Genomic DNA, 22,839 nt, shown 5'->3' with positions numbered 1-22,839 from the left:
AAAAACGAGATCATGCCACGCGGGCGTACCTGCCCCGCTGCTCTATCTCTTTGACGTTTTCAAGGATTCTTGCGGTCTTTTTCTTGCCGGCCACATCTTCATAACCCTTGACAAAGCTTGAAAACGCGCCCCTGACTGAAATATGGGCGCTCGTAAACACCTCTTTTATGAGCCGGACGTCGACTGCCATGTCCTCCGTCCGCTCTGAATGATAGGAAAGGCCAAAGTCGAGGAGCACCAACTGCTTTTTGCCGGTGGCGATAAAGTTCGAGGTTGTCAGGTCGCCGTGCACAATCCCGGCTGCGTGCAAGAGCGCGGCGCACCGGCCCATCTCCCTGCACAGGTTTGCATCGAGTGCGTCTTTTGCGGGCTTGCCTTCTACTCTTTCCATGATTATCTCTGCTTTTTCCGGGTCGACGAAATAGATGAACGGGGTGCGCACGCCGGCCGACTTTGCAGCCGACACAAAACCCGCCTCGTGCACCGTCCGCTGCCTCCTAATCGACGAGTCGAGGGCACTGTGGCGATACGGCTTTGGCTCACGCACCTTTGCCACCGCCGGCCTGCCGCGCCAGTCGGCAAGGTAGATGTCCGCCTCGGCGCCCTTTTTCAAAAGCTGCAATAGTAATATACCGTCTAAAGTGGAGATAAAAACGTGAGTTTCAAGCCCCAGCAAGACGAAAAGGTCCTGCTCAGGGAGGATTGCGCGGAGGACAGGCTGAAAAGCGGGGTCCTCATCCTGACGAACAAGCGCATACTCTTTCAAAAGACAGAGGGGCGCATGGCCACGTTTTCAAAGAAGGAGGGCGATATTATCCTCGACATACCGCTCCAGGCGGTTTCCGCGTTCAGGGCGGAGGGGTTTCTTGTGAAAAAGTTTGTCATTGTCGCGGTGGACCAGACCTACAAGTTTGGTGTGTTTTCAAACAGCAAGTGGGAGAAGGAAATGCGCCAGGCAAAGGGTCTCTAGCTGTGTCGCCACGGCGCGTCGACCGTGTCAAGCCGCCACGACTGAGTGACGGACGCGTCCTTTACCGCGACCCTGTTCTTTGTGGCTGCATAGTCCAAAAGCGCGGTCCACGCTATCTGCGCGCCGTTGTCGCCGGCGAATTTTATCGGGCACGCAAAGAACCTGCTTGACTGCCTTGCGCACGCCGACTCTAGCATCGAGGCGAGGCGCCTGTTTGCCGAGACGCCACCCACTATCATCATCTCCTTCTTGCCTGTAAAAGAAAGCGCCCGCTCGACTGCTTCTGCAAGCATCGCAAACGACGTTTCCTGGAGCGAATAGCAGACGCCCTGCACGCTTGTTTTTTCTTCTTTCGCCAGACGTACTGCGGCAGTCAGCAGGCCGGAAAACGACACGTCGTTTCCCTTTACCACATACGGCAGCTGCGCATATCTTTTTTCAGACTCGCCTGCCAGCTGCTCTATGCGCCCGCCGCACGGCGACGCAAAGCCCATCGCCCTGCCAAACTGGTCCAAGAGCTGGCCGACCGTGATGTCAAGCGTCTCTCCAAAGACGCGCCAGCGGCCGTGCGAAAACGCAAGTATCATAGTGTGGCCGCCGGACACAAGGAGCACGAGCGGGTCCTGCGCGCCAGTCAGCATGGCGCCAAGCTCGATGTGGCCGAGTGCGTGGTTCACTGGCACGAGCGGCTTTTTGTAAAACCCTGCAAGCGTCCTTGCCACCACCGCGCCGACGCGCAGGCATGGGCCCAGACCGGGCCCGGCGGAATAGCCGATGATGTCTAGGTCTTGTGCGGTCGCGCCGGCGTCCTCTAGCGCCTGTTTCAGCACCTCTGATGACACCTCGATGTGGTGTCTCGAAGCCTCCCTAGGATGGATGCCTTTTCCCTCCGGCGCCCTGTACACGTCCCGGGCGTCTGACAACACCTTGCCGTTTTCATCCACTACAGCGCACCCAAACGTGTGCGCAGTGCTTTCAATCCCGAGGCACAGCATTCCCATTATTATTATCCTCTGCTCGACGCGGACACTATCTTTATCACGTCGCCGCTCTTTAGCTGGTGGTCGGCGCCGATGCGCTGCTTTGTCCTTGCGTCTACGGCATAGAGAAAGCCCTTTGCCAGGTCCGCGTGCACGGTGCCAGCAAGGTCCTTTGCGGTCGAGCCTGTTGGCAGCAGCCTGACGTCAGGAAGCACGTTTCCTTTTTTGTCGGCAAGCTTGAACTCGTCTTCCACAGGATAGACTGCAACGAGGTGCAGGAGGTCAAAGCAGGCGATGTTTATCGCCTCCTGCACGCCCGTAGAGCCGTACTTTTCTATCAACGCCTTGACTATGTCAAGCGCCTTTTTCTGCTGCTCGTTGAGCGCCACTCCGGGCTTGACGTCAAACGTGTTGTCACCCGGCAGGTAGTGGAGCATCCCCTTCTTGGACGCCTTTTTGAGCATCGCCTCGGCCTCTGACGCGCATGGAACAACCGAGAGGCCGGACTTTTTCATCCTGTCGATGTTGGCCTCTGCTGTCGGCAGGTCGGCCTTGTTTGCCGTCACCAGAAAGGGCTTGGCTTTTGCCCGGAGCACCTTGCAAAAGTGCAGTATGTCGTCCTCGCTCCAGAATGTCGGCTTTTTCGGCGCAAGGCCCGACTCGTGCACAGCCGCAGATACCTGATGCTCGGGAATAGCAAGGCCGGAGAGCCTCTTGGCAAGCATCTGCTCCAGTTTCTGCCCTTGGTTCTCTGCCTCCCTTGCAGTCTTGCTCCAGTCCCGGGAGATGATTCCGGCCATCCACAGGTCAAACTCTTCCTCCACGAAATTGACGTCGAACATCGGGTCGCCCGTGCCTGCAGGTACAGTTTTGCCGGCGCTGTCAGTCGAGCCTGACGCATCCACGACGTGTATGAGAGCGTCGGCCTGCCTTGCGTCGTCGAGGAACTTGTTGCCGAGGCCCTTGCCGGCGTGAGCGCCCGGCACGAGGCCGGCGACGTCTATCAGCTTTATCGGTATGAACCGGTTGCCGTCGATGCACATCGAGTGGACGGGGTTGTCCTGCACGCCAAACTCGCGGCAGACGCACTTTACTCTCGCGTAGGCGACGCCCACGTTTGGCTCTATCGTCGTAAACGGATAGTTTGCCGCAGGGACGGCAAGCTCTGTCGCCGCGTTAAAGAACGTCGACTTGCCCACGTTGGCCTTGCCGATGAGACCTATTATCATAAAGACAGCAGCAAAATGCCCTGAACCACCATTAATGTTTTTCAAGGCCCTGCCTGCAACAGAGGACCGTGGACGGCGTAAAATCTTGGGTCAGGGCGCTCGGGCTGAAGGAGCACCCGGAGGGAGGCTATTTCAGAGAGACGTATCGCGCAGAGATGAAAGTCGACGCGCCGGGGTTTGAAGGGCGCCGGAGCGCAGGAACGGCGATCTACTACCTCTTGGAAAGCAGCCAGTTTTCGACGTTTCACAGAATCAAGTCCGACGAGATATGGCACTTTTACGCTGGAAGCCCGCTTGCAGTACATGTGATAGAGAAGGAGGACGGCAGATACAGGAAAATGATGCTAGGCAGAGGCAAGGGACAGTCGTTGCAGGCCGTTGTAAATGCAGGGTGCTGGTTTGCCGCTTCTGTTCAAAGGCCGCGCTCGTACTCGCTCGTCGGCTGCACCGTTGCGCCGGGGTTTGATTTCCGCGACTGGGAGGCCGGCAAGCGCAACGAACTGCTTGCGTCGTACCCTGATCACAAGGAGATTATAGTAAAGTTCACAAGACAATAATAATTAATCCCCGCGCCCAACTGCCCCTGTGCCAAGGCAGGCGGCCGTTTGCATCGTCAGTGGAGGGCTGGACTCGGTGTGCTATGCGGCCACGCTTGCCAGAGATTGCGACATCTACATGATAACGTTTGCGTACGGCCAGCGGGCCAAGCGAGAGATAGACGCGGCCAGGTATTTTGCCAAGGTCCTAAAGGCAGAGGAGCACAGGATAATCGACATCGGCTTCATGAAAGAATTGTACGGCAGGAGCAACGCGCTCACCGACGGCAGGCAAAAGCTGTCCAAGGACTTTGCACAGAACCTCGTCGTGCCAATAAGAAACGCCATATTCATAGCGATTGCAGGCGCGTGGGCGATGAGCATCGACGCAAGGATGGTAGCCTACGGCGCCCATTCCGGCGACGTGCCCCACTATGCGGACTGCCGGCCCGAGTTTGCAAAGGCCATGGCAGAGGCGCTGAATATTGCCGACATTGACAGTTTGAAATCGGGCCAGAGACAGAAGATAGAGGTGATGTCGCCGGCAGTGCAGGGCTTGGGCAAGTCTGACCTTTTAAAGGCAGGCCACGCCATGCTCGGCGACAGGCTGTTTAAGACGTGGAGCTGCTACTCTAACGGCGTGAGGAGGGCCGGCGCGTACGTGCATTGCGGCGCGTGCGAATCGTGTATAAGTAGGAAAAAGGCATTCACTGATGCCCAGATACATGACAGGACGCGCTATGCAGCGTGAACAGCAACAACGGGGGCGGAGGACCGCCGGGACAGTGAGACTGAGCGAGATTTTTACCAGCATCGAGGGTGAAGGAGTGTTCTTTGGCACCAAGACAATGTTTGTCAGGCTCGCGGGCTGCCCGCTGAAATGCCACTGGTGCGACACGCCGTACGCCATACCGATGGATTCCGGCGACAGCTATGCGCTGGACAAGGTAAAAGAGATGATCTCACGCGACCTGCAGGAAAACACGTTTAAAGTAAATTTCACAGGTGGCGAGCCGCTGGCGCAGCATGTGGCGGTAATAGAACTGGCCAAGTTTGTGAGAGAAAAAAAAGGCGTCAAGACGTACCTGGAATCGGCCTGCTACGATTCTGTCCGCTTTGCCAAAGTCCTGCCCTACATCGACATTTGCAAGATCGAATTCAAGATGAGAGACGCAAAAGCAGTCGTCGACGAAAAGAATTACAATAATTTGCTGAAAAACGAGCTTGAATGCCTGGAAATAGCGACGAAAGCAGGCAAGATGCCCTACATCAAGGTGGTGGTGACCAACTCGACAGACGTTGACGAGTTCTCAGACCTAGTCAGGCAGAAGATATTCAGAGTCGCTAGTCCTAAAAACATAGCAGGATTTATAATACAGCCGAGCCATAAGACAGACGAGCCCGTATTGGAGAGGCTTTTTGCCTTTTATGACGCAGTCTACCCATTCTACTCTCAGGTAAGAGTAATACCACAGCTTCACAAGATAATAGGAGCGCGCTAGTACAGAATAATGAAGGATAACGGCAAACTGAACAAGAAAAAGATAGCAAAGCTTCTCAGGCAGCTCCTCATAGAGCTTGGCGAAAACCCGGACCGCGAGGGGTTGATGGGAACTCCGGACCGCATGGCCAACATGTACGAAGAGATACTCGGCGGGTACACGATGGATGCCGAGCTTGACGTTACGTTCAGTGACGAGACGGATGTCATCGTGGCAAGGGACATCCAGTTCTACAGCATGTGCGAGCACCACATGCTCCCGTTCTTTGGCAAAGTGCACGTCGCCTATGTGCCGGCGGGCAAGGTGTTTGGCGTGTCAAAACTCGTAAGGCTGGTCGAGAAATACTCCCGGCGATTGCAGATACAGGAGCGCCTCACAAAGGAGGTTGCCGACGAACTAATGCGCATGGGGGTAAAGGGGGCGATAGTGATAGCCGAGGGCGACCACCTATGCATGAAGATGCGCGGCGTGCGCAACAACAGCTCCATGCTCACTATTGCGTACCGCGGGGTCATGGAGCAGAAGGACCTGCGCGAGCATGTTCTTGCAATGATAAAGGCTCCAAAGGCAGTCTGAATAGTTAAATAACTAAAAGCATCGAATACCGCTCGTAATAATATATGAGCGGCAAGGACGAGTCTATCTTTTCAAAGGAGGCCCTCATGGGCACGCAGGCCGGCAAGGACATCATGAAACAGGGTCTGCTTCGGAGCAAGGGTTACAAGCAGTTCAACCAGTACAAGGAAAAGACCGAGCAAGAGTTCGGCGCCTTTGCCAAGAGGTTTGTCATGTCGCTCCACGCCGCGATAAACGCGGATACAAATCCTGCGTCAACCATGCAGAAGTTTGCCGACGAGGTCGGTACGTCGGAACTGGCGCCGGACGCAGGCAACATCGCAGACATCAAGGCGAGGCTCTCAAGCCCTGACGTTTTGCAGGACAGAGTTGCAAGGATATTAAATTCAAATTTCGTCAAGATGACGTTTCCTGTCTTTAACGCGCTGTACGACGGCGCCTCTGAATACTTTGGCGACTCGCAGTCGCAGGAAAAGCGCGACGCAGTCATCGACGGCCATATCATCGCGATTGACCTGTCAGAGCCTATGGACAGGATAGTAGACAAGGACGAGGACCTCGAATACCTGGAAGACTACAAGTTCATGAACCCGTACATACTCGGAATAGCAAGGCACAAGATATCGCAGGGAGGCGACGCCGTCCTGAAGGCATTTGAGGAAGGGTTCAGGGACGCAAGGGTAGGTCAGTACATTGATGTCAAATTAAAGAGCAGGCCGGCGTCCATAAACGACGAGAGCATGAACGACTGCTACAAGAAATACCGCGCCGTGATGGGAACAGCCGGCAGGAACATGGCCCTGAACCGCCGGCCGCTGGGCGACATTTTCCACCTCGGCATGGCCAAGGCGGGAGAAGGCGTCGGCTGCGGAAACGAGATAGAGGACGCCATCAAGAACGGCGCAGTCAAGATACCTTCATGGCCGCTCTATTACTCATTGAATACCGGCGACGTCAGGCGTGGGTTTGAGCTCACCATGCAAAAAAGCGAGCTGTACCTGGAGGAAGCCGAGATGGCAGTCGAGATGCTGCCAGAAAAGTTCCAGCTAAAGCCGTTCCTTGAATTTTTGTTTTTGACGGTGCGCCACTACAACCAGTACTGGTACAACGACCTTCAAAAACGCGCGCCATTTGCAGAGTTCAAGAGCAAGATGGAAGCCGCGGTGAAGTAAGCAAAAGATGCCACCATCATCACCGCCACCATCGTCCTCTTCTCTCATGTGGTCTGAAGTGCACAGGCCCCAGAGGGTGGAGCAGATGGTCGGAAACGAGGACGCAAGGCTGGCGGTGGTAAAGTGGCTGTTAGGCTGGGTCAACGGGACAAAGCCCCTGCTCCTTGTCGGCCCGCCGGGCGTCGGCAAGACGACAATCGTTCACGCCCTTGCGCGCCAGTTCGACTATGACCTCGTGGAGATGAATGCAAGCGACGTGAGAAACCGCGACAGCATCGAGGCGAGGATAAAGCCGGTATTTGCCAACACAGGGCTTTTTGGCCGCAGGATACTGTTGTTCCTCGACGAGGTGGACGGCATCTCGGGCAGGGAGGACTCGGGCGGGCTGGACGCGCTCGTTGACCTCATCAAAGAGCCCACCGTCCCGGTGATAATGGCCGCAAACGAAAAGTCGGCCAAGATCAAAGAGCTTGCCAAGGGCTGCAAGACAGTCGAGTTTGCTCCCGTACCGCCGAGGCTTCTCCTCATGTTTCTCGACCACGTGCTTGCAAAGGAAAAGGCCAAGCTTGGCCCCGGCGACAGGGTGTCCATCGTCGTCAACAGCGGAGGCGACATCAGGTCGCTCCTCAACAGCGCCCAGTCAAGGGCAGCCGGATATGCAACAGTGTCAAACAGCGATGTCACAGAGATAGACATTGCAGACGCGATAAACGGCTATTTTGCAGCCAAGGACAGGACGACTGCAGGACAGGCCCTCGCAAGGGCTGACGCCTCGTTTCCCGACCCTCGGTACGAGGGTATGTCGCCAGAGACAAGGCGCAAGGACATGGTGGGCGCGCTGTTTTCGTCCATAGTCTCCTCGCACGTAGACAAAGAGTCGCTTTCCGAACTGCTCGACGTCCTTTCAAGGGCAGACGTGGTGGTGGGCAGGGTCAGCAGGAACAGGCAGTGGAGCCTCTTGCGCTACGTGCGGGACATGCTCGCCGGCGGCCTGTACGAAAAGTCCAGGGGCAAGGACATCAAATACAATCAATACGCGATGCCGTGGCCGGTGATGGGCCCGATATTTGCACGGTCGCAGACTATAAGGAAAATCGCATCCGCAATAGGGCCGGCGACAAACGTGTCAAGGAGCACCGCAAGTTCCGTCGTGCTTCCGTATCTGGTTCGCGCAATCATTGACGAAAAGGTGGACGTCTCTGAATTTGCAGTCACGAGCTTTGGCGATGAGTCGATTGGCGAGTCGCTTGAAAAAGAGGTAGAACGTGCAAAGGGGGCCAGAAAGAAATGAGCGGAGAAAAGGAGTTCTGGATAAAACTGCTCGTAAAATACAAGGGCAAGTGTGCGGTCTGTGGAAAAGAGATCCCGCAGGGCGAGTACGCGCTATGGTCAAGGGCTTCAAAAGCTATCAAGCACGTGAAATGCGAAACGCAGCAAGAAGAGGAGCCGCAAGCACAAGAGACTATGGAGCTGAAATGCTTTGTGTGCGGTAAGAACGCCGGCTGTAATTCATGCAGCCTGGAGGCCGACTGCAACCGCGCGATGGTGTCGCAGGCGTGCATATGCGAGTCCTGCCTGTCCGGGCCGGACGCCTACGGCAGCTACCAACAGGCTTTTCTGGCGAAAATAGCCGGAAAAGTTAAAATGTAAAGGCGCCAGAGGCATATAACATAAGATGTCGAGCGAATACGAGCAGAACGTCGGCCAGCTTTTGGCGGAAAAGAGGGCAGCCCTTGAGCAGCTTGCAAAGGAACCAAAGGAGAACGCTGGCAAGATAGCACAGCTCACGCTTGAAATCGACTCGCTCGAAGTTATGTACGACAATTACAATCAGGGTCTGAACGTTTTTCGCAGGGCGCAGGGCGGACGGGCCGGCCTGAGAGAGTAAGTTAAAAAAAAGTAAACGGTGAGCCTCTCCCTTGGAGAGAGGAGGGATTTAACCGCTTTTGATCTTTTTCACTACAGTGTCAAAGTTGCTGAGCGGCACTATTTTCACGGTGTTGAAGGCGGAGATGCCTGCCTCTATGCACATTGCTTCGATCTCGTGCGGGCTGTCTGCTTCTACAATGATCACCCATTCATGCTCCAGCACAGACATGTAGAACCCGTGGATCTTTCGGACATGGAATTTTTCCGTGATCGACTTGATCTTGTCGTCGATCATTATCGTTGTATCCTTGCTCTCGTTGTTGTTAAGCGGGCACGATTCCGGGCTGTGTGTTGCAAATACTCCAAACAACGCCATGTGTCAGAAAAATACAGCAGAATATTAAAACATAATTATCCATTCAACTTGATCATTTCTGCGCGCCTTTGAGCACGCATCTAGGACGTGTATTTCATGGCGCCTTGCGTACTCCCATGCTGCAGAATGCAAGAAGGCATTTTGGATAGCCGAAACAGAGACTGCTGCTCATGTTCCTCAGATTATTGTCAACGGATCATAAATAAAAAAACTAGAGTCTTTGAGGAGTCGTCACTATCTTGCCGAACAGCTGCGCCTCTGCCATCTTGACGTGGCCTTCGACCATGCTGCCAAATGGAAGGATTGTGTCGATGACCGGCTTTATCTTGCCCTTGCTTACCCACCGTATCACTTCCTCCAATCCTGCTTTGGTTCCTTGCGTTGCACCCAGCAGGCTGATTCCCCGGAAAAAGAGGTACCTCAGGTCGATTGCCGAGTCGTAGCCCGTGGTGGCGCCCGTAGACACGAGCGTGCCTCCCATCTTTAACAGCCCCACTTCCTGCGGAAACGCGGTCTTGCCGATGTGCTCGTAAATCACGTCCACGCCCTGCCTGTTTGTCATGTCGCGGACCTTCTTGTACCAGTCGGCTTCTCGGTGATTGACTACGCGGTCTGCGCCAAGCTGCAGGCACTTGTCCATCTTGTCCCTGTTGCCTGCGGTGGCAATGACATCGCAGTTGAACAACTTAGCAATCTGTATGCCGGCTATCCCCATGCCGCTTCCCCCGCCCATTATCAGGACGGTCTGGCCGGGCCTTATGTTGGCTCGCGTGACGAGCATGTGCCAGGCAGTCATGCCCACCATAGAAATCGCTGCCGCGTCGGTGAACGACACGTTGTCAGGAAACTTGACTACGTTTACTTCCGGCAAATGCGTGTATTGCGCATAGGCGCCCCACAGAGGACCCGTCTGAAAACCCCATACCTTCCTGTCTCTGCAATCATACTCCCTCCCTGACGTGCATTCGTGGCATACCCTGCAAGTCAGGTTCGGGTGTGCGACCACCCTGTCTCCGACCTTGATGTTTGGCGTGACGTCCTCCCCGACTTCGACGACCGTTCCGGCGGCATCGCTGCCGGATATGTGCGGCATCGGGATCTTGATAGGCTCGCCCCAGATGCCCCACAGGTCGTCGTAGTTGTACGATGCGGCCTCGACTTTAATCAAAACTTCATTGGCTTTTGGCCTTGGTGTATCAATGTCCTCAATTTTTACTACCTGCCTAGGATCTCTGCTGTGTTCCCTGTACACGGCCGCTTTCATGTGCTGACTCTAGCATCTTCAACATCACAGATGGCCATATATTCATTCAAAAGACAACAGCAAGAGTGCCAAGCAATCGGGTGGTTCGGCGCCAGCAGCAGGCCACCGGCGTTTTTCAAGATAAAACTGGAATGCTACACAATTGTTGTTATTCTATCGTCCAAATCAGATATTACCGCCTGCAACGGAAATAATGAATTTATATAGCGACCAGTTGGCATTAACTATACTCCCATGCATGAAGAAAAAGTAAAGCGGCTGGCTGCATTGAAAAAGTCCGCCGAGAACGGCGGTGGCGACGAGCGCATCGAAGCCCAGCATTCAAAGGGCAAGCTTACTGCACGCGAGAGGATAGCATTACTGCTCGACGAGGGAAGTTTCGTCGAGATTGACAAGTACGTCACCCACAGGGGCGACGATCCGACCGTCCAGAAATTCTATGGCGACGGCGCGGTGACCGGCTTTGGAACGGTCGGCGGGAGGCAGATATTCGTTTTCGCTTACGATTTCACGGTGCTTGGCGGATCGCTTGGCGAAATGACGAGCAAAAAGATAACCAAGGTGATGGACCACGCCATGAAGGTCGGATGCCCGATTGTCGGCATCATAGACTCGGGTGGCGCAAGAATCCAAGAGGGCGTCAACAGCCTCGACGGCTATGGCGACATATTCTTTAGAAACACGATGGCTTCGGGCGTGATTCCGCAGATAACTGCGAGCATCGGCCCGTGCGCAGGCGGCGCGGTGTATTCGCCGGCAATGACCGACTTTGTAGTTATGGTCGAGAACATCGGCCAAATGTTCGTGACGGGGCCAGAGGTGGTAAAGGAGGTCCTGAGTCAGGATGTGTCGTTTGAGGAGCTTGGAGGAGCACGCGCCCACGGAAGCAAGTCCGGCGTTGCGCACTTTGTGGCCAAGAACGAGTATGACTGCTTTGACAGGATAAAGAGACTATTGTCGTTTATACCGCAGAACAATGCTGAAGAGCCGCCGGCAGTAGAGTCCAGCGACGACCCTAACAGGGTAGACCCGAACCTGATAAGCATCCTGCCGGAGAACCCCTACCAGCAGTACGACATGAAGGAGATAATCAAGTCGGTAGTCGACAACGGCGACTTTTTCGAGGTCCACGAGCTGTTTGCGGACAACGTCCTAGTAGGATTTGCAAGGATGGGCGGAAGGACCGTCGGCATCGTCGCAAACCAGCCGATGTACCTGGCAGGCGCGCTCGACATCAACTCTTCCAACAAGGCGGCCAGGTTCATCAGGTTCTGCGACTCGTTCAATATCCCCATTGTTACACTAGTAGACACGCCTGGGTACCTCCCAGGCACGGACCAGGAACACAACGGCATCATTAGGCATGGAAGCAAGCTTTTGTACGCATACTGCGAGGCGACGGTACCAAAGATAACCTGCATCGTAGGCAAGGCATATGGAGGCGCCTACATCGCAATGGGGAGCAAGAACCTGCGCGCAGACATCAACTATGCGTGGCCTAACGCCGAGATAGCAGTGCTCGGCCCGGAAGCCGCGGTTACAATCATCCACAGAAAAGAGCTGAAAAACACGCCAGACGCGCCGGCGATGAAGAAAAAGCTTGCCAAGGACTATCGCGACAAGTTTGCAAACCCCTATCTCGCAGCAGAAAGGGGCATCATCGACGTCGTTATTGACCCGATGGAGACCAGGCCGATGATAATCCGCGCGCTGGAAGCACTTGCCAACAAAAAGGAAGCAAGACCGTGGAAAAAGCACGGGAACATTAACCTATAGTAGGTGAGAGACAAAAAAATGTCCAAGAAAATCACGAGCATCCTGATCGCAAACAGAGGCGAGATAGCGCTCCGCGTAATTCGGGCGTGCAAGGAACTCGGCATAAGGTCGATAGCGATATACTCTGACGAAGACACGCGCGCCGTCCACGTAAAAAGGGCGGACGAAGCGTACCACATTGGCCCGGCCCCGCCGGCGCAGAGCTACCTGAGCATGGCCAAGATTGTAGAGACTGCAAAACAGGCAGGCGCCGACGCAATCCACCCCGGCTATGGATTCCTGTCAGAGAACGAGAACTTCCCCGAGATGTGTGATAAGAACGGAATCATATTCATCGGCCCGACCGCAAAGGCGATGGACGTTACGGGCGACAAGATAAAGTGCAAGATCGTCATGAAAAAGGCCAAAGTCCCCACCGTTCCGGGAAGCGACGGCACGGTAGACGACGTTGAAAAGGCCGCAAACATTGCGCACGAGGCAGGCTACCCGGTCATGCTAAAGTCGGCATTTGGAGGCGGAGGCAGGGGCATCAGGCTCTGCAAAGACGAAAAGCAGCTGCGCCAGGAATTCGAGATGGCGTCTGCCGAGTCCAAGGCCGCGTTTGGCAAGTCCGCGCTGTTTGTAGAGAAATACCTGCAGAGGATAAGGCACATCGAATTTCAGTTAATCCGCGACTCGCACGGCAACGGAAGGCACCTGTTTGAGCGCGAGTGCTCCATACAGCGCAGGCACCAGAAACTCATCGAGATGTCGCCGTCGCCCGTAGTCGACCAAAAGACCAGGGAAAGGATAGGCGAGATAGCGGTAAGGGCAGCAGCCGCAGTCGACTATCTGAACGCAGGAACGGCAGAGTTTTTGCGCGACCCGGAAGGCAACTTTTACTTTATCGAGATAAACTCCCGCCTGCAGGTAGAGCACCCTGTGACAGAGCTTGTGGCCGGCCTTGACCTGGTGAAACTTCAGATCCACGTGGCGCAGGGAGGCGAGATCCCGTTCAAGCAGGAAGACCTAAAGATAAACGGCTGCGCAATTGAATGTCGTATAAACGCCGAGGACCCGTTCTACGACTTTGCGCCGTCCACGGGTGTGGTGCCAAACTGCAACATCCCCTACGGCCCCGGCGTCAGGGTTGACACTTATCTGTACCCAGGCTGCACAGTCTCTGGCTACTACGACTCGCTTGTCGCAAAGCTGCTTGCGTGGGGCAGCAACTTTGAAGAGGCCCGCGTGAGGATGAGAAATGCGCTGGACGAGTTTACCATAGAGGGCATCAACACAACAATCCCGCTGTACAAGACCATAATGAACGAGCAGAACTTTATCAAGGGCGAGATTTCGACCGACTACCTCGACCGCTTCAAGATATTCGACAGGATGAACGAGGAGGTCAAGGCCGAAGCGTCAAAGAACGCCCAGGCTGCGGTGGCGGCAGCGCTTTTGCAGTCAGAACTGGTGAAAAAGGGCCCCTCTTCGCAGACTAACAACGGCCAAAAAGCTTCCAGGTGGAAGATGATGAGGGCGACAAGCTGATGGAATTCAAAGTCGGCGATCTTGCGCAGATGCTGAATGGAGAGGTGCTCAGGACAACAGGCAACAACTCTGTTCTCGTGAAAATAGGCGACAAGGAGCACACGATAAGGCTGCTAAAATCTGGCACTAACGAGTTTGAATTCATACTTGACAACACGTTCCACCACGCCAAGGTACTCCAGTCGGGAAGCGCGGAAGTGAAACTGATGCTTGACGGCCAGCCGATAACGGTAAGAAAGCATTCCAAGCTCACAGAGGTGCTTGAAAAGGCATCGGCGCTCGGCGGGGCAGGCGGAGGCGACCGCAACCTCGCAAGCCAGATCCCCGGCAGAGTCGTCAACATCTCTGCCAAGCCGGGAACAGAGGTCAAGAAGGGCGACGTGATAGTGGTCCTTGAATCCATGAAGATGCAGGTGGCAGTCAAGGCCCACAAGGACGGCAACCTGAAGGAGATAAAGGTAAAGCAGGGAGCCAGCGTCGCAAGAAACGACATTCTGGCAGTGATAGAGTAGAATAATAATAGCAGCAGGCTAGCGCCTGCTACGGCGCTTTTCCTCAATCTTTTTTGCCAATGCCATCACCGCAAATAGCCCGACCCCTATCGATGACAGCACAAAGAGCGCAGTTGAGACCATCAGGACGACCGAATTTTCTATCGCCACCCCTGCCGCAACTGCTGCAAGCGAGGCTAGCGCAGAAATGCCCAGCGCCACCAGTAGTTTCTTGCCCGGCGCCCTGTTGCGCAGTGCGACTGCCGCCGGCGACAGATAAACCGCGCCGATGAGCGTGCTTGCGGCAAAGCCAGCGACCACCGCGCCCCCTTCGCCTGCCGACATGGCGTAGCCCTTTTCTGCCACCTGCAGGATTCCAAGGAGCGGATATATCGCCGTCTTGATAGTCGCCTGTGCCCAGGGGTTGGCGCGCTCATAATCTGCGACATTAGGGCTGAAAGAGTAGTACCAGGCGTTAAAGACGTTCATAAAGCCAGAGCCAGCGGCAGTCGAGAGGATGCGGTTGTCCCGAAATCCGCGGAGAAACTGCACTTGGGGCGTCAGTTCAGAGCCAAACGCCGCCGTAGCGATGAGACACCCGGACGGCTTGGGTGTCTCCACTGGAGCAGTAGTCCATGTCTGGTTGGCGCGTTTTACTTGGGCAGACACGTTGTCGCCAAAGCCAAGCGAGTCGCTTCCCTGCGCTAATGCAGGCACGGGAAGCAATGCCAGTGAAATTGCCAAAAACGCCGCCAGCGCGACGCCGCAAAAGACCTTTCGCATCGGTGCGCAATAGCCGCCGTTTGTATATAAATAATTGTATAAAAAGAAGAAAAAGAGGGAAAGGTCAGTTGTTGTTCTTCAGGAACTCTTTGATCTCGGCGTAGTTTGGCTCGACGAGCGGGTTGTCGGACACCCACCTGTAGCGCACCTTGCCCTGCTCGTCCAGTATGAACACGGACCTCTTGGCCGCGTTATAGTCGGCCATGCTTGCCAGCCTCTTCATGACGATGCCGTATTTCTTGATGACTTTCCTCCCATAGTCAGAAAGCACCGGGAAGTTCAGGTGGTGGTTGTTGGCAAACGCCTTGTTGACAAACGGCCCGTCGACAGAGATGCCAAGCACGTTGGCGCCATAGTCTCGCAGCTCGTCAAGCGAATCGCGGATTGCGCACATTTCCGCAGTGCAGACCGACGACTCGGCCGCCGGAAAGAACGCGAGTATCGTCTTTTTGCCCTTGTAATCGCTCAGCTTGTGGTTCTTCAGGTCCTGGTCGGGAAGTTCAAATTCAGGAGCCTTTTGGCCTATCTTTGGAACAGATGACTTTGCTGCTGCCATGCAGGAGAGCGGCCGAGATTGCCATAAAAAGATTTTCAACCGTGTATCAGGCGTACTTGGACTTGAAGGGCGAAAGCGACCGGAGCTCCTTTACCACTTCTGCAAGCGCCGATATCGTCCTGTCCATCTCCTCTTTCGTGTTCTGCATCGACAGGCTGATGCGAAGCGAGCCGGTTATCTCTTCGTACGAAAAGCCCATCGCCTTTAACACGTGCGAAGGCTTTTGCTTCTTGACAGAGCAGGCCGAGCCCGTTGATGCCGCTATCCCGCCTTCATCCAGCTTTATTATCAGGTCCTCGCCGTTTACCCCAAAGAAAGTGAAATGCGCGTTTGCGGCAAGCCTGTTCGTCTTGGAGCCGTTTAGCCTGCTGTGCGGGATTTCCGACAGGACCTTTTCGGCGAGGTAGTCGCGAAGAGCCGACACCTGTTTCTGGTACTCCGGCAGCCTGTTCTGTACAAGCTCACACGCCTTGCCAAAGCCGACTATACCCGGGACGTTTTCGGTGCCCGAGCGCATGGCAGATTCCTGCCCGCCGCCGTGGATTATTGGCATTATCTCCAGCCCGTCGCGGATGTACAGGGCCCCGACGCCTTTTGGCCCATTTATCTTGTGCGACGACATTGACAATAGATCAACGCCAAGGTCTCTGACGTCCACAGGCAGCTTGCCGGCGGCCTGTACGGCATCCGTGTGGAAAAGCGCGCCGGCGCCGTGTGCAATCCGGGCAAGCTCTTTTACCGGCTGGACTGTGCCGACCTCGTTGTTTGCGTGCATGATGCTGACAAGCGCTGTCGAAGGCGTGATTGCCTCCTTGAGGGTTTCCGGCCTTACCAGCCCTTCCTGCGTGACGGGCAGAAACGTCACGCTGTATCCGAGCCTTTCAAGGTCGCGGCACGGCTCCAGCACCGCGTCGTGCTCGATGTAGCTTGTTATCACGTGGTTTTTTGACGGGTCTTTGCTCCTCGCATAGTCGGCAGTGCCCTTTATCGCAAGGTTGTCGGCCTCTGTCCCACCCGAAGTAAAAGTTATCTCTTGCGGCCTTGCGCCCACAAGATTGGCGACGCGTTTTCTGGCCAGCTGTATCGCCCGCGTTGTCTCCCTCCCAAAGTAATGGATGGAAGAAGGGTTGCCGAACTGCTGCTTTAGGTACGGGATCATCTCCTGCACCACCTCGTCTGCGACTGGGGTCGACGCTGCGCTGTCCAGGTAAATGCGTTCCATCGCTAGTCTACCACCGCCAGCTTGCCGCTCTTGTACCCGGAAGCGTCTATCGTGACAAAGCGGAACCCAAGCTCCTTTAGCTTTTTATCTAAAAGGTCCAGCTTTTCAGGGTCGAACATCCTGCCAAGCTCGTCCCTTCCCACCTCTATTCTCGCAATCTCGCCGTGGTCCCTGACGCGCACCTGCCTGACCCCGAATATCGACTTTACTATTATCTCGGAACTTTCTATCTTGCGCAGCTTTTCGTACGTGACTTCCATCCCCGCAGGTATCCTGGACGCGAGACACGCGTTTGACGGCTTGTCGTACACGGACAGCCCAAACTCGTGGGCCATTCTGCGGATCTCGGCCTTGTTGATGCCTAGTTCCACCATCGGGCTTTTCACGCCGTTTTCGCGCAGAGCCCTGATGCCTGGGCGGTAGTCTGACAGGTCGTCCACGTTCGTCCCGTCCACTATTAATTGCGCGCCGGCCTTTTTGGCCTCGCCTGCGAGGTGCTGGCCAAGTTCCGTCCGGCAGTGATAGCAGCGCAGGCCGTCGTTTTTCACAAATTCCGGGTTTTCAAGCTCGTCGTACTCTATTATCAAATGCTTGATGCCTATCTCCTGCGCGACCTTGCGGGCGGTGGCAAGCTCCTCGTCTGCAAGCGTCTTGTAGTCGGCGGTTATCGCAATTGCGTTGTCGCCAAGCGCCTTTTTTGCGGCTAGCGCGACCACCGCGCTGTCGACTCCGCCTGACAGTGCCACAATCGCCCTGCTTCCTGCCGGGAACCACGAAACCAGCCGGTCGAAGGAAGTCATGTTTTTTGCGCCACCTGCGCGTTTACTATTTCCAGCACGCGCCTTGCAGGAATGCCGAGCCTTGCTGCGACTATCTTGACGTCTTCGAATTCTGGCTTTGCCCCGACGGTGTTGCCCTGCGCGTCCTTGGCGACCTTGACGTGCACGTTGAAGGTGCTATCACCTATTGTAACGGGCATGGTCACTACGGCCCTTGGGAGGATATAGCGCTCTACCTGCTGTACGCGTGCGCCAAGCGTGCCTGACTCGGAAAACAGGATGGAAAGCATTGTGTTTAGCATGGAATTGTCCGCGACGACCCGTACGAGGTACGCGGGCCTGCTCTTTTTCGTAGTGCCCGGTATTATCGTCACGTCCTTTGCCCCGGCATCCGTCAGCCGGTCGACGAGGTTGCCCATCACCTCGCCTGTAGCGTCGTCGACGTTCGTCTCTACTAGGCATACTGTGTCCTTCTCTAGTGCCGCAGGCGAATCTCCCATGAGGACGCGGACCACGTTGGCAAAGCCGGCAAATTTCTTGGTGCCGGCGCCATAGCCGATTTTTTCCGGCACGATTGACGGGTAATAGTCGACGCTTCCCTCCGCCAAGTTAGCAAGGAGCGCCGCGCCCGTCGGAGTCGTCAGCTCGTCCTTTGCCTGGCCGCCGGCAAGCGCAAAGCCCCTGCCCTTGAATATGTGCAAGATGGCGTCGGTAGGGTTCGGCACGGTGCCGTGCGAAAACGTCAGTTTTCCTCCGCCTACTGCCACCTGCGTCGACACTACTTTTGCGTCAAGGAGCGAAAGGTCCTGGAGCGCGGTGGCGCAGCCGACAATGTCTGCAAGCGTGTCTATGCTTGATGCCTCGTGCAGGTGCACGCTGTCAAAATCCTCGCCGTGGATCTTGGCCTCGGCAGAGATTATCGTCTTTATCGTGTCAAGCGCAAACGCCTTGGCCCTCTGCTCAAGGCCGAGCGCGTCGCAGGTTTTAGTCAGGGCGCGCACCATCTCGGCGCCCTTGCGCTCGTGCACGCCGTCTTTGTACGACAATTTTAGCCGCGTCGCAGAAAAGCCGTGCGTCACTATTTTTTCAAAAGAGGCATCGCTAATCTTGCTGTCCTTCAGGCTGTCTTGGCACGCAAACATGGCGCCCTGCACCTTTTTTGCGCTTGCGCCGGCGTCCACCAGCGCGGACACTAGCATGTCGCCGGCGATGCCGGCCACCTGGCAGTCAATGACGGCTAGCTTTGCCATACGAGATGAGATAATCAGTGCGGCGCTTTATAATATCGTTTATTCCGGACTATTCGACTACTATGCACCGGCCATCGGGTCCTTTTCTGTGCTTTAGCTTGTGGATATGACAGCCTATGAGCCTGTGCTCGGTGCAGCCGCAGATGGGGCAGCGCCTTAACTCGTCCTTTTCTCCCATTACAAAGGTTGTTGCCGCAACTGGCTTATATTTCGTACAAGATTGCAATATCGTTTTTATTTATCATCCTGCCCAAGAGACTTGTGGACACGCCGAGAGAGCTTGAATGGTACTTGCGCGACCACTTTTTCCGCCAGGCAGGAAAGGGCAGGACCCAGTTCCAGAGGAGCGCCATCGCAGGAGAGATGACAAGCACGTACCTGCGCTACCGGGGCTACGACCCGGCCAAGCTCGCAGAGAGCATGTCCCCCGTGCTTGACGGTCTTGTCTCTATGCAGATATTGAAGCAGACAGGCGACGACCTAGAGGCGGCCGCCCTTTTCCGTATGCAGTGCAGCAAGTGCTTTTACGTCAGCTACCTTGCAGAAAAAGAGCCCAAGGCGTGCCAGCGCTGCTCGGGAACGGAACTCCACGAGTTTCCAAAGCGCAAGTAGACGAATGAGAGTAGTGAATTAATCAAGCTTATTAAGCAAGTTTTCCCTTACCCGGGCGTTGCCGGGCTTTGATGAGCTGTGCAAAAAGGTACTTGCGGTGGACCCCGCAGTCAGGTTTGCCGGCGTGATAGGCAAGATGGGCAAGCTCGTGGCAGGAGGTATGCGCGACGGGGTGAACCCGCTAGAGTCCATAAAGGACATGGACAGGCTGTACGTCGAGTTTGCGCTCCGCAACGCCATGCGAAAAGAGTTCAACGTGGACTTTGGCAAGACAATTTACACGTTTTCAGAAAGGGAGAAAATCAAGCTGGCGACATTTCCGCTGCAGGACGACGACAGCCTTTTGCTCGTTTCTATCGAAAAAGACAAGCCACACGACAAAATAATAAGCGGGATACTGGCAGTGCTACGCTGATGCCCACCAGCAGTAGCAGGAAGAGGCGCTCGCGGGGAAGGGAGGACGACAGTGACCTTGTCCCGCCCCGGAAAATAACCGGCAAAGAGCTGACAGAGCTTGAGGAGTTGAGCGCAAGGCTCAGCGCGCTCGTGGAGATGCTTGACGAAAAGGGCATCATCGACAAAAAAGCGTACGACCGCACCGTGGCGATGCGCCTGCACGAAGTATCCAAGGCGGCGGCAATCGAGGAGCTGGACGAGGAACTCTAACTATGCAGGCGAAAAAGGCATTTTTCCTAGCCATCATTGCAGGGATTGTAGGCGGCGCGCTCTCGGCGGCAATCAACTTGACAATAGTGCAGGCCCAGCAGGGCAAGATCGCAGACTTTTACGCGGACGAATTGGTCGCGCCGGGAATAATCGACGAAGGCGAGTTCAACCAAGAGCTGCAACTCTTGCAGGTGCAGAATGTCGCGCTTCCGATTGCAGTAGGCATCGGAGGCGGCGTGCTTGTCGCTGCAGTGTACCTCCGGATTGGTACAAGCGCCTTCAAGGTGGCCCTTGCAGTCGCAGGAGCGGCATGGCTCGCTCTCTATGTCATCCCGGCATTGAGATACCCGGCAAACCCGGATACCGTCTTTAACACAGGAGGCGACAGTGGATATTCTGTACTTTACACAGGCTATACTGCCGCGTCTGGGCTTGCGGCCCTTGGCTCTGCAATCGCGTTTTCAAGGACGCGTAGAAAGAACTGGTACATCGGAGCGGCAGGCGTGTACACTGGGATAATAGGCGTGCTCTATTTCCTGTTCCCGGCATTTTCCGGCCTAGAGTTTGTACCGCAGCAGCTGCTTACAGGATGGCGCTCGTCAATGGCGGCAAGCATGACTGCGCTGTGGTTCACGCTTGGGATTGTTGCAGGCGCTTTACTAGAAAGAGAAGAGAAGAAGAAAGGCGCCGGGAGAGGGATTTGAACCCTCGGGACCCTTACGGGTCACAAGCTCGCCGGAAAGCAGATTTTGCTGTTTCCAGGCTTGCGCCCTCCCGGGCTAGGCGACCCCGGCAACCAAGCACCGTCATGGCTCCTTCACTATATAATTCAATCAAAGAAGCCGTGGCAAAGATAGAAATTGAGGAACGCCGATTGTTACTTGTTTTTGAGCAACCAAGGACTTTCTGACAACTGCAAAGGCGGAAACCACGTCGACTGCAGCGACTGCATGTGCAAGTGCCACATACCCGGGACGATTGAGAACCTGGCAAGGAACATCGCCAAGCTCGACCGCAAGCGCCCGGGCATCGGCGAAACGATCTAAATATCGTCGCTTTCCAGCTTGCCCAGATCCACTTCGGGGCGTACGGCCACGTCTGGGGCCGCGGCGTGCTCGCCCCTGGAGCGCCACGCCTTTGGATAAGTATCAGGCTTCATTATCAGTCGCTTCATGACAAACGCGACTCCCCTTGCGCTTTCCTCTATCTGCTCTTTTGTCATCGCTGCCTCTGCAAGGCCGACTATCTCGCCCTTTAACGTATAGACGCCGACAAGCTCGCCTACGCGCAGGTCCTTTGGCACCGCTATCACCCCGGGCACGGCAAGGGGCGCGCCGTGGCACAGAGCGTCAACCGCGGTGTCCCGGACGGTTATGCCGCGTATCCCTTCAAGGCATTGCTCTATTGGCTTGATCAATCGGCGGAGTTTCTCCTCGTCGCCTGTTTCCTTGTAGCGCTGGTACGCGTCGGCAAGGTCGTGCAGGCGCACGAGGCCGTCCTTTTCGTACAGGTTGCTCACCTGCGTGCGGCGCAGCTCTACCATCGTTGCGCCCGGCGACAGCACTTCGCCGATGTCGTAGATTATCTTGCGTATGTACGTGCCTGCCTGGCAGAGCACGCGCATCAGTATCAGCCGGTCATAGTCCTCGATGTAGTCAAACGCGTATACGGTGCGGACGCGGGTGACCCTCTTGACCGACGAGCGCTGCGGCGGCCGCTGGTATATCTCGCCCGTGAAATCCTTCATTATGCGCCTTACCTTGTCCGCCGGCGCGTGCGCGTGCAGGCGCGCAAGTGCATAGTATTCCTTTGGCCCGAGCAGAAGCACGCCAAGCGCCTTTGTCCCTTCGCCAAGGCCGATTGGGAGAAGCCCTGTAGCCCCGGGGTCAAGCGTTCCCGAGTGGCCTGCCTTTTCTATCTCCAGTATCCTCTTTACCCACGCCACCACCTCGTGGCTAGTGGGGCCTGCCGGCTTGTCCACAAGTATCAATCCATAATACAAAAGCTCGCTTATCGGCCTCTTGTCGGGGTAGTGGCCGTAGCGCTCGTCCGTCACGTCCTCGTCCACGTTGACGAGGTTCTCTAGTTGAGGCAGCATATTCACTGACCCACCTGACGCCTCACTATGAGCTTGGCGACTTCGACCAGCGCGGGTAGGCTCAAAAGGTCGGTGTTGAGCGCATAATCGAACACAGACAGGTCTTCTCCGAACGTAAAGCCGTAGAGGTTCTTGTATATCTTGATGTTTTCGTTGTCGCGCAGGTTCACTATCTTTTCCGCCTCTTGTACCGCTATCCCGTCGCGGTTTGCCATGCGCTTTGCGCGGCTGTGCGCCGAGCCCTTGAGCCAGAACTTTATTATCCCATCATCGTTTACGAGCCACGGAAGCGTGTAGCTTGTTATCACGGCGCTTTCAGATTTCAGTATCTCCTCCAGCTTTTTGTCGACGCGCTTGTCAAAGGTAGGGTCCCGCTTGCGCTCTTGCATGAACGCCTTGGCCTCCGGCGTGTCCCACCAGTCGCTCTTTGCAGTGTCTGTAGAGTATCCTTTTTCCCGGGCAAGCATCTTCAATATGTCGCCTCCATTGTACATGGTCAGCCCGAACTCGTTGGCAAGCTCGCCAGCTATTGTGGTCTTGCCCACCGCCGGCCAGCCAGAGATCACGATGCTTGGTTTTTTTGCTGCTGCAGTGGCCATGTC

Annotated in this window: 30 protein-coding genes and 1 tRNA gene; 17 read left to right on the top strand and 14 right to left on the bottom strand. The window is 55.6% G+C overall.

The window, feature by feature from the left end:
• Nucleotides 1-10: 10 nt before the first annotated feature.
• Nucleotides 11-622: a KEOPS complex kinase/ATPase Bud32 gene (locus tag ACYOR7_RS01810; RefSeq protein ID WP_479912970.1), complete on the bottom strand. Its 612-nt coding sequence runs from the start codon at nucleotides 620-622 to the stop codon at nucleotides 11-13.
• Nucleotides 623-655: 33 nt separating this feature from the next.
• Between ACYOR7_RS01810 and ACYOR7_RS01805 the strand changes: the two genes are divergently transcribed.
• A complete protein-coding gene (locus tag ACYOR7_RS01805; protein WP_294806417.1) occupies nucleotides 656-970 on the top strand; it encodes a hypothetical protein in 315 nt (104 codons plus the stop codon).
• Here ACYOR7_RS01805 and kae1 read toward each other — a convergent pair.
• Nucleotides 967-1,965 carry a KEOPS complex N(6)-L-threonylcarbamoyladenine synthase Kae1 gene (kae1, locus tag ACYOR7_RS01800; RefSeq protein ID WP_366137736.1) on the bottom strand — a complete coding sequence of 333 codons (999 nt, stop codon included), beginning with the start codon at nucleotides 1,963-1,965 and terminating at the stop codon, nucleotides 967-969. The genes ACYOR7_RS01805 and kae1 overlap by 4 nt on opposite strands.
• Nucleotides 1,966-1,976: 11 nt before the next feature.
• A complete protein-coding gene (locus ACYOR7_RS01795; protein ID WP_479914440.1) occupies nucleotides 1,977-3,179 on the bottom strand; it encodes a redox-regulated ATPase YchF in 1,203 nt (400 codons plus the stop codon).
• Between the two features lie 68 nt (nucleotides 3,180-3,247).
• On the opposite strand from ACYOR7_RS01795, the gene ACYOR7_RS01790 reads away from it, so the two are divergent.
• Genes ACYOR7_RS01790 through ACYOR7_RS01755 form a run of 8 tightly spaced genes read left to right on the top strand, consistent with a single transcriptional unit; the run spans nucleotide 3,248 to nucleotide 8,853 of the window.
• A complete protein-coding gene (locus ACYOR7_RS01790) occupies nucleotides 3,248-3,736 on the top strand; it encodes a cupin domain-containing protein (RefSeq protein WP_479912969.1) in 489 nt (162 codons plus the stop codon).
• Between the two features lie 28 nt (nucleotides 3,737-3,764).
• A complete protein-coding gene (locus ACYOR7_RS01785; protein ID WP_479912968.1) occupies nucleotides 3,765-4,466 on the top strand; it encodes a 7-cyano-7-deazaguanine synthase in 702 nt (233 codons plus the stop codon).
• A 34-nt stretch (nucleotides 4,467-4,500) separates the two neighbouring features.
• Nucleotides 4,501-5,217, top strand: a complete 717-nt coding sequence (locus ACYOR7_RS01780; RefSeq protein ID WP_479912967.1) for a 7-carboxy-7-deazaguanine synthase QueE — start codon at nucleotides 4,501-4,503, stop codon at nucleotides 5,215-5,217.
• A 27-nt stretch (nucleotides 5,218-5,244) separates the two neighbouring features.
• On the top strand, nucleotides 5,245-5,793 hold the full coding sequence (gene folE / locus ACYOR7_RS01775) for a GTP cyclohydrolase I (protein ID WP_479914439.1): 549 nt from the start codon (nucleotides 5,245-5,247) through the stop codon (nucleotides 5,791-5,793).
• 44 nt (nucleotides 5,794-5,837) lie between these two features.
• Entirely contained in the window at nucleotides 5,838-6,965 is a 1,128-nt protein-coding gene (locus ACYOR7_RS01770) for a hypothetical protein (RefSeq protein WP_479912966.1), read from the top strand.
• Nucleotides 6,966-6,972: 7 nt separating this feature from the next.
• Nucleotides 6,973-8,256 (top strand): AAA family ATPase, encoded by a 1,284-nt coding sequence (locus ACYOR7_RS01765; protein ID WP_479912965.1) that lies wholly within the window; start codon nucleotides 6,973-6,975, stop codon nucleotides 8,254-8,256.
• Complete coding sequence (locus ACYOR7_RS01760) at nucleotides 8,253-8,615, top strand: hypothetical protein (protein WP_294806393.1); 363 nt, start codon at nucleotides 8,253-8,255, stop codon at nucleotides 8,613-8,615. The genes ACYOR7_RS01765 and ACYOR7_RS01760 overlap by 4 nt, the downstream gene beginning before the upstream one ends.
• Nucleotides 8,616-8,640: 25 nt before the next feature.
• Nucleotides 8,641-8,853, top strand: coding sequence for a hypothetical protein (locus ACYOR7_RS01755; RefSeq protein ID WP_294806391.1), 213 nt, complete (start codon nucleotides 8,641-8,643; stop codon nucleotides 8,851-8,853).
• A 48-nt stretch (nucleotides 8,854-8,901) separates the two neighbouring features.
• On the opposite strand, the gene ACYOR7_RS01750 is transcribed toward ACYOR7_RS01755, so the two are convergent.
• Nucleotides 8,902-9,210, bottom strand: coding sequence for a hypothetical protein (locus tag ACYOR7_RS01750; protein ID WP_479912964.1), 309 nt, complete (start codon nucleotides 9,208-9,210; stop codon nucleotides 8,902-8,904).
• Nucleotides 9,211-9,421: 211 nt separating this feature from the next.
• Nucleotides 9,422-10,474, bottom strand: a complete 1,053-nt coding sequence (locus ACYOR7_RS01745) for a zinc-binding dehydrogenase (protein ID WP_479912963.1) — start codon at nucleotides 10,472-10,474, stop codon at nucleotides 9,422-9,424.
• 234 nt (nucleotides 10,475-10,708) lie between these two features.
• Here ACYOR7_RS01745 and ACYOR7_RS01740 point away from each other — a divergent pair, with 234 nt between their 5' ends.
• The 3 genes from ACYOR7_RS01740 to ACYOR7_RS01730 are packed head-to-tail and all read left to right on the top strand — an operon-like array spanning nucleotide 10,709 to nucleotide 14,292.
• Nucleotides 10,709-12,250, top strand: coding sequence for an acyl-CoA carboxylase subunit beta (locus tag ACYOR7_RS01740; protein WP_294806383.1), 1,542 nt, complete (start codon nucleotides 10,709-10,711; stop codon nucleotides 12,248-12,250).
• An 18-nt stretch (nucleotides 12,251-12,268) separates the two neighbouring features.
• The gene (locus tag ACYOR7_RS01735; RefSeq protein WP_479912962.1) at nucleotides 12,269-13,780 is read left to right on the top strand and encodes an acetyl-CoA carboxylase biotin carboxylase subunit; all 1,512 of its coding nucleotides are present in this window, start codon (nucleotides 12,269-12,271) and stop codon (nucleotides 13,778-13,780) included.
• The gene (locus ACYOR7_RS01730) at nucleotides 13,753-14,292 is read left to right on the top strand and encodes an acyl-CoA carboxylase biotin carboxyl carrier protein subunit (protein WP_294808015.1); all 540 of its coding nucleotides are present in this window, start codon (nucleotides 13,753-13,755) and stop codon (nucleotides 14,290-14,292) included. The genes ACYOR7_RS01735 and ACYOR7_RS01730 overlap by 28 nt, the downstream gene beginning before the upstream one ends.
• Before the next feature lie 18 nt (nucleotides 14,293-14,310).
• Here ACYOR7_RS01730 and ACYOR7_RS01725 read toward each other — a convergent pair whose 3' ends face one another.
• The 6 genes from ACYOR7_RS01725 to ACYOR7_RS01700 all read right to left on the bottom strand — a co-directional run bounded on the left by ACYOR7_RS01725 (nucleotide 14,311) and on the right by ACYOR7_RS01700 (nucleotide 19,039).
• Nucleotides 14,311-15,054 carry a CFI-box-CTERM domain-containing protein gene (locus ACYOR7_RS01725; protein ID WP_479912961.1) on the bottom strand — a complete coding sequence of 248 codons (744 nt, stop codon included), beginning with the start codon at nucleotides 15,052-15,054 and terminating at the stop codon, nucleotides 14,311-14,313.
• A 64-nt stretch (nucleotides 15,055-15,118) separates the two neighbouring features.
• Complete coding sequence (locus ACYOR7_RS01720) at nucleotides 15,119-15,610, bottom strand: redoxin domain-containing protein (RefSeq protein WP_294808009.1); 492 nt, start codon at nucleotides 15,608-15,610, stop codon at nucleotides 15,119-15,121.
• Between the two features lie 46 nt (nucleotides 15,611-15,656).
• Nucleotides 15,657-16,832 (bottom strand): cysteine desulfurase family protein, encoded by a 1,176-nt coding sequence (locus tag ACYOR7_RS01715; protein ID WP_479912960.1) that lies wholly within the window; start codon nucleotides 16,830-16,832, stop codon nucleotides 15,657-15,659.
• Between the two features lie 2 nt (nucleotides 16,833-16,834).
• A complete protein-coding gene (larE, locus tag ACYOR7_RS01710; RefSeq protein WP_294808004.1) occupies nucleotides 16,835-17,632 on the bottom strand; it encodes an ATP-dependent sacrificial sulfur transferase LarE in 798 nt (265 codons plus the stop codon).
• Complete coding sequence (larC, locus tag ACYOR7_RS01705) at nucleotides 17,629-18,861, bottom strand: nickel pincer cofactor biosynthesis protein LarC (RefSeq protein WP_479912959.1); 1,233 nt, start codon at nucleotides 18,859-18,861, stop codon at nucleotides 17,629-17,631. Before larC ends, larE begins: the two co-directional genes overlap by 4 nt.
• 49 nt (nucleotides 18,862-18,910) lie before the next feature.
• Nucleotides 18,911-19,039: a hypothetical protein gene (locus ACYOR7_RS01700; protein WP_479912958.1), complete on the bottom strand. Its 129-nt coding sequence runs from the start codon at nucleotides 19,037-19,039 to the stop codon at nucleotides 18,911-18,913.
• A gap of 83 nt (nucleotides 19,040-19,122) precedes the next feature.
• On the opposite strand from ACYOR7_RS01700, the gene ACYOR7_RS01695 reads away from it, so the two are divergent.
• The 4 genes from ACYOR7_RS01695 to ACYOR7_RS01680 are packed head-to-tail and all read left to right on the top strand — an operon-like array spanning nucleotide 19,123 to nucleotide 20,843.
• Nucleotides 19,123-19,473 (top strand): hypothetical protein, encoded by a 351-nt coding sequence (locus tag ACYOR7_RS01695; RefSeq protein WP_479912957.1) that lies wholly within the window; start codon nucleotides 19,123-19,125, stop codon nucleotides 19,471-19,473.
• A gap of 58 nt (nucleotides 19,474-19,531) precedes the next feature.
• Nucleotides 19,532-19,888: a DUF6659 family protein gene (locus ACYOR7_RS01690; RefSeq protein ID WP_294806043.1), complete on the top strand. Its 357-nt coding sequence runs from the start codon at nucleotides 19,532-19,534 to the stop codon at nucleotides 19,886-19,888.
• A complete protein-coding gene (locus tag ACYOR7_RS01685; RefSeq protein WP_294806045.1) occupies nucleotides 19,888-20,139 on the top strand; it encodes a hypothetical protein in 252 nt (83 codons plus the stop codon). The genes ACYOR7_RS01690 and ACYOR7_RS01685 overlap by 1 nt, the downstream gene beginning before the upstream one ends.
• 2 nt (nucleotides 20,140-20,141) lie before the next feature.
• Nucleotides 20,142-20,843 carry a CbtA family protein gene (locus ACYOR7_RS01680; protein ID WP_479912956.1) on the top strand — a complete coding sequence of 234 codons (702 nt, stop codon included), beginning with the start codon at nucleotides 20,142-20,144 and terminating at the stop codon, nucleotides 20,841-20,843.
• On the opposite strand, the gene ACYOR7_RS01675 is transcribed toward ACYOR7_RS01680, so the two are convergent.
• Nucleotides 20,825-20,933 (bottom strand) — tRNA-Ser (locus ACYOR7_RS01675). The genes ACYOR7_RS01680 and ACYOR7_RS01675 overlap by 19 nt on opposite strands.
• A gap of 93 nt (nucleotides 20,934-21,026) precedes the next feature.
• Here ACYOR7_RS01675 and ACYOR7_RS01670 point away from each other — a divergent pair.
• Entirely contained in the window at nucleotides 21,027-21,185 is a 159-nt protein-coding gene (locus tag ACYOR7_RS01670) for a hypothetical protein (RefSeq protein WP_479912955.1), read from the top strand.
• On the opposite strand, the gene ACYOR7_RS01665 is transcribed toward ACYOR7_RS01670, so the two are convergent.
• Both ACYOR7_RS01665 and ACYOR7_RS01660 read right to left on the bottom strand, forming a co-directional pair.
• The gene (locus ACYOR7_RS01665) at nucleotides 21,182-22,237 is read right to left on the bottom strand and encodes an RNA-guided pseudouridylation complex pseudouridine synthase subunit Cbf5 (RefSeq protein WP_294806049.1); all 1,056 of its coding nucleotides are present in this window, start codon (nucleotides 22,235-22,237) and stop codon (nucleotides 21,182-21,184) included. The two genes, ACYOR7_RS01670 and ACYOR7_RS01665, sit on opposite strands and share 4 nt — an antisense overlap.
• 2 nt (nucleotides 22,238-22,239) lie before the next feature.
• Complete coding sequence (locus ACYOR7_RS01660) at nucleotides 22,240-22,836, bottom strand: cytidylate kinase-like family protein (protein WP_294806050.1); 597 nt, start codon at nucleotides 22,834-22,836, stop codon at nucleotides 22,240-22,242.
• Between the last annotated feature and the right edge of the window lie 3 nt (nucleotides 22,837-22,839).

The sequence above is a fragment of the Candidatus Nitrososphaera sp. 86-2 genome (genome assembly GCF_056726185.1).
This window is presented reverse-complemented; position numbering and strand designations above follow the sequence as displayed.

What these genes read in the sequence shown, in the direction of transcription:
- kae1 (WP_366137736.1), bottom strand. Translation starts at nt 1,965, where the DNA reads ATGCTGTGCCTCGGGATTGAAAGCACTGCGCACACGTTTGGGTGCGCT.
- ACYOR7_RS01795 (WP_479914440.1), bottom strand. Translation starts at nt 3,179, where the DNA reads ATGATAATAGGTCTCATCGGCAAGGCCAACGTGGGCAAGTCGACGTTC.
- ACYOR7_RS01770 (WP_479912966.1), top strand. Translation starts at nt 5,838, where the DNA reads ATGAGCGGCAAGGACGAGTCTATCTTTTCAAAGGAGGCCCTCATGGGC.
- ACYOR7_RS01765 (WP_479912965.1), top strand. Translation starts at nt 6,973, where the DNA reads ATGCCACCATCATCACCGCCACCATCGTCCTCTTCTCTCATGTGGTCT.
- ACYOR7_RS01760 (WP_294806393.1), top strand. Translation starts at nt 8,253, where the DNA reads ATGAGCGGAGAAAAGGAGTTCTGGATAAAACTGCTCGTAAAATACAAG.
- ACYOR7_RS01755 (WP_294806391.1), top strand. Translation starts at nt 8,641, where the DNA reads ATGTCGAGCGAATACGAGCAGAACGTCGGCCAGCTTTTGGCGGAAAAG.
- ACYOR7_RS01750 (WP_479912964.1), bottom strand. Translation starts at nt 9,210, where the DNA reads ATGGCGTTGTTTGGAGTATTTGCAACACACAGCCCGGAATCGTGCCCG.
- ACYOR7_RS01745 (WP_479912963.1), bottom strand. Translation starts at nt 10,474, where the DNA reads ATGAAAGCGGCCGTGTACAGGGAACACAGCAGAGATCCTAGGCAGGTA.
- ACYOR7_RS01740 (WP_294806383.1), top strand. Translation starts at nt 10,709, where the DNA reads ATGCATGAAGAAAAAGTAAAGCGGCTGGCTGCATTGAAAAAGTCCGCC.
- ACYOR7_RS01735 (WP_479912962.1), top strand. Translation starts at nt 12,269, where the DNA reads ATGTCCAAGAAAATCACGAGCATCCTGATCGCAAACAGAGGCGAGATA.
- ACYOR7_RS01725 (WP_479912961.1), bottom strand. Translation starts at nt 15,054, where the DNA reads ATGCGAAAGGTCTTTTGCGGCGTCGCGCTGGCGGCGTTTTTGGCAATT.
- ACYOR7_RS01720 (WP_294808009.1), bottom strand. Translation starts at nt 15,610, where the DNA reads ATGGCAGCAGCAAAGTCATCTGTTCCAAAGATAGGCCAAAAGGCTCCT.
- ACYOR7_RS01715 (WP_479912960.1), bottom strand. Translation starts at nt 16,832, where the DNA reads ATGGAACGCATTTACCTGGACAGCGCAGCGTCGACCCCAGTCGCAGAC.
- larE (WP_294808004.1), bottom strand. Translation starts at nt 17,632, where the DNA reads ATGACTTCCTTCGACCGGCTGGTTTCGTGGTTCCCGGCAGGAAGCAGG.
- larC (WP_479912959.1), bottom strand. Translation starts at nt 18,861, where the DNA reads ATGGCAAAGCTAGCCGTCATTGACTGCCAGGTGGCCGGCATCGCCGGC.
- ACYOR7_RS01700 (WP_479912958.1), bottom strand. Translation starts at nt 19,039, where the DNA reads ATGGGAGAAAAGGACGAGTTAAGGCGCTGCCCCATCTGCGGCTGCACC.
- ACYOR7_RS01685 (WP_294806045.1), top strand. Translation starts at nt 19,888, where the DNA reads ATGCCCACCAGCAGTAGCAGGAAGAGGCGCTCGCGGGGAAGGGAGGAC.
- ACYOR7_RS01680 (WP_479912956.1), top strand. Translation starts at nt 20,142, where the DNA reads ATGCAGGCGAAAAAGGCATTTTTCCTAGCCATCATTGCAGGGATTGTA.
- ACYOR7_RS01665 (WP_294806049.1), bottom strand. Translation starts at nt 22,237, where the DNA reads ATGCTGCCTCAACTAGAGAACCTCGTCAACGTGGACGAGGACGTGACG.
- ACYOR7_RS01660 (WP_294806050.1), bottom strand. Translation starts at nt 22,836, where the DNA reads ATGGCCACTGCAGCAGCAAAAAAACCAAGCATCGTGATCTCTGGCTGG.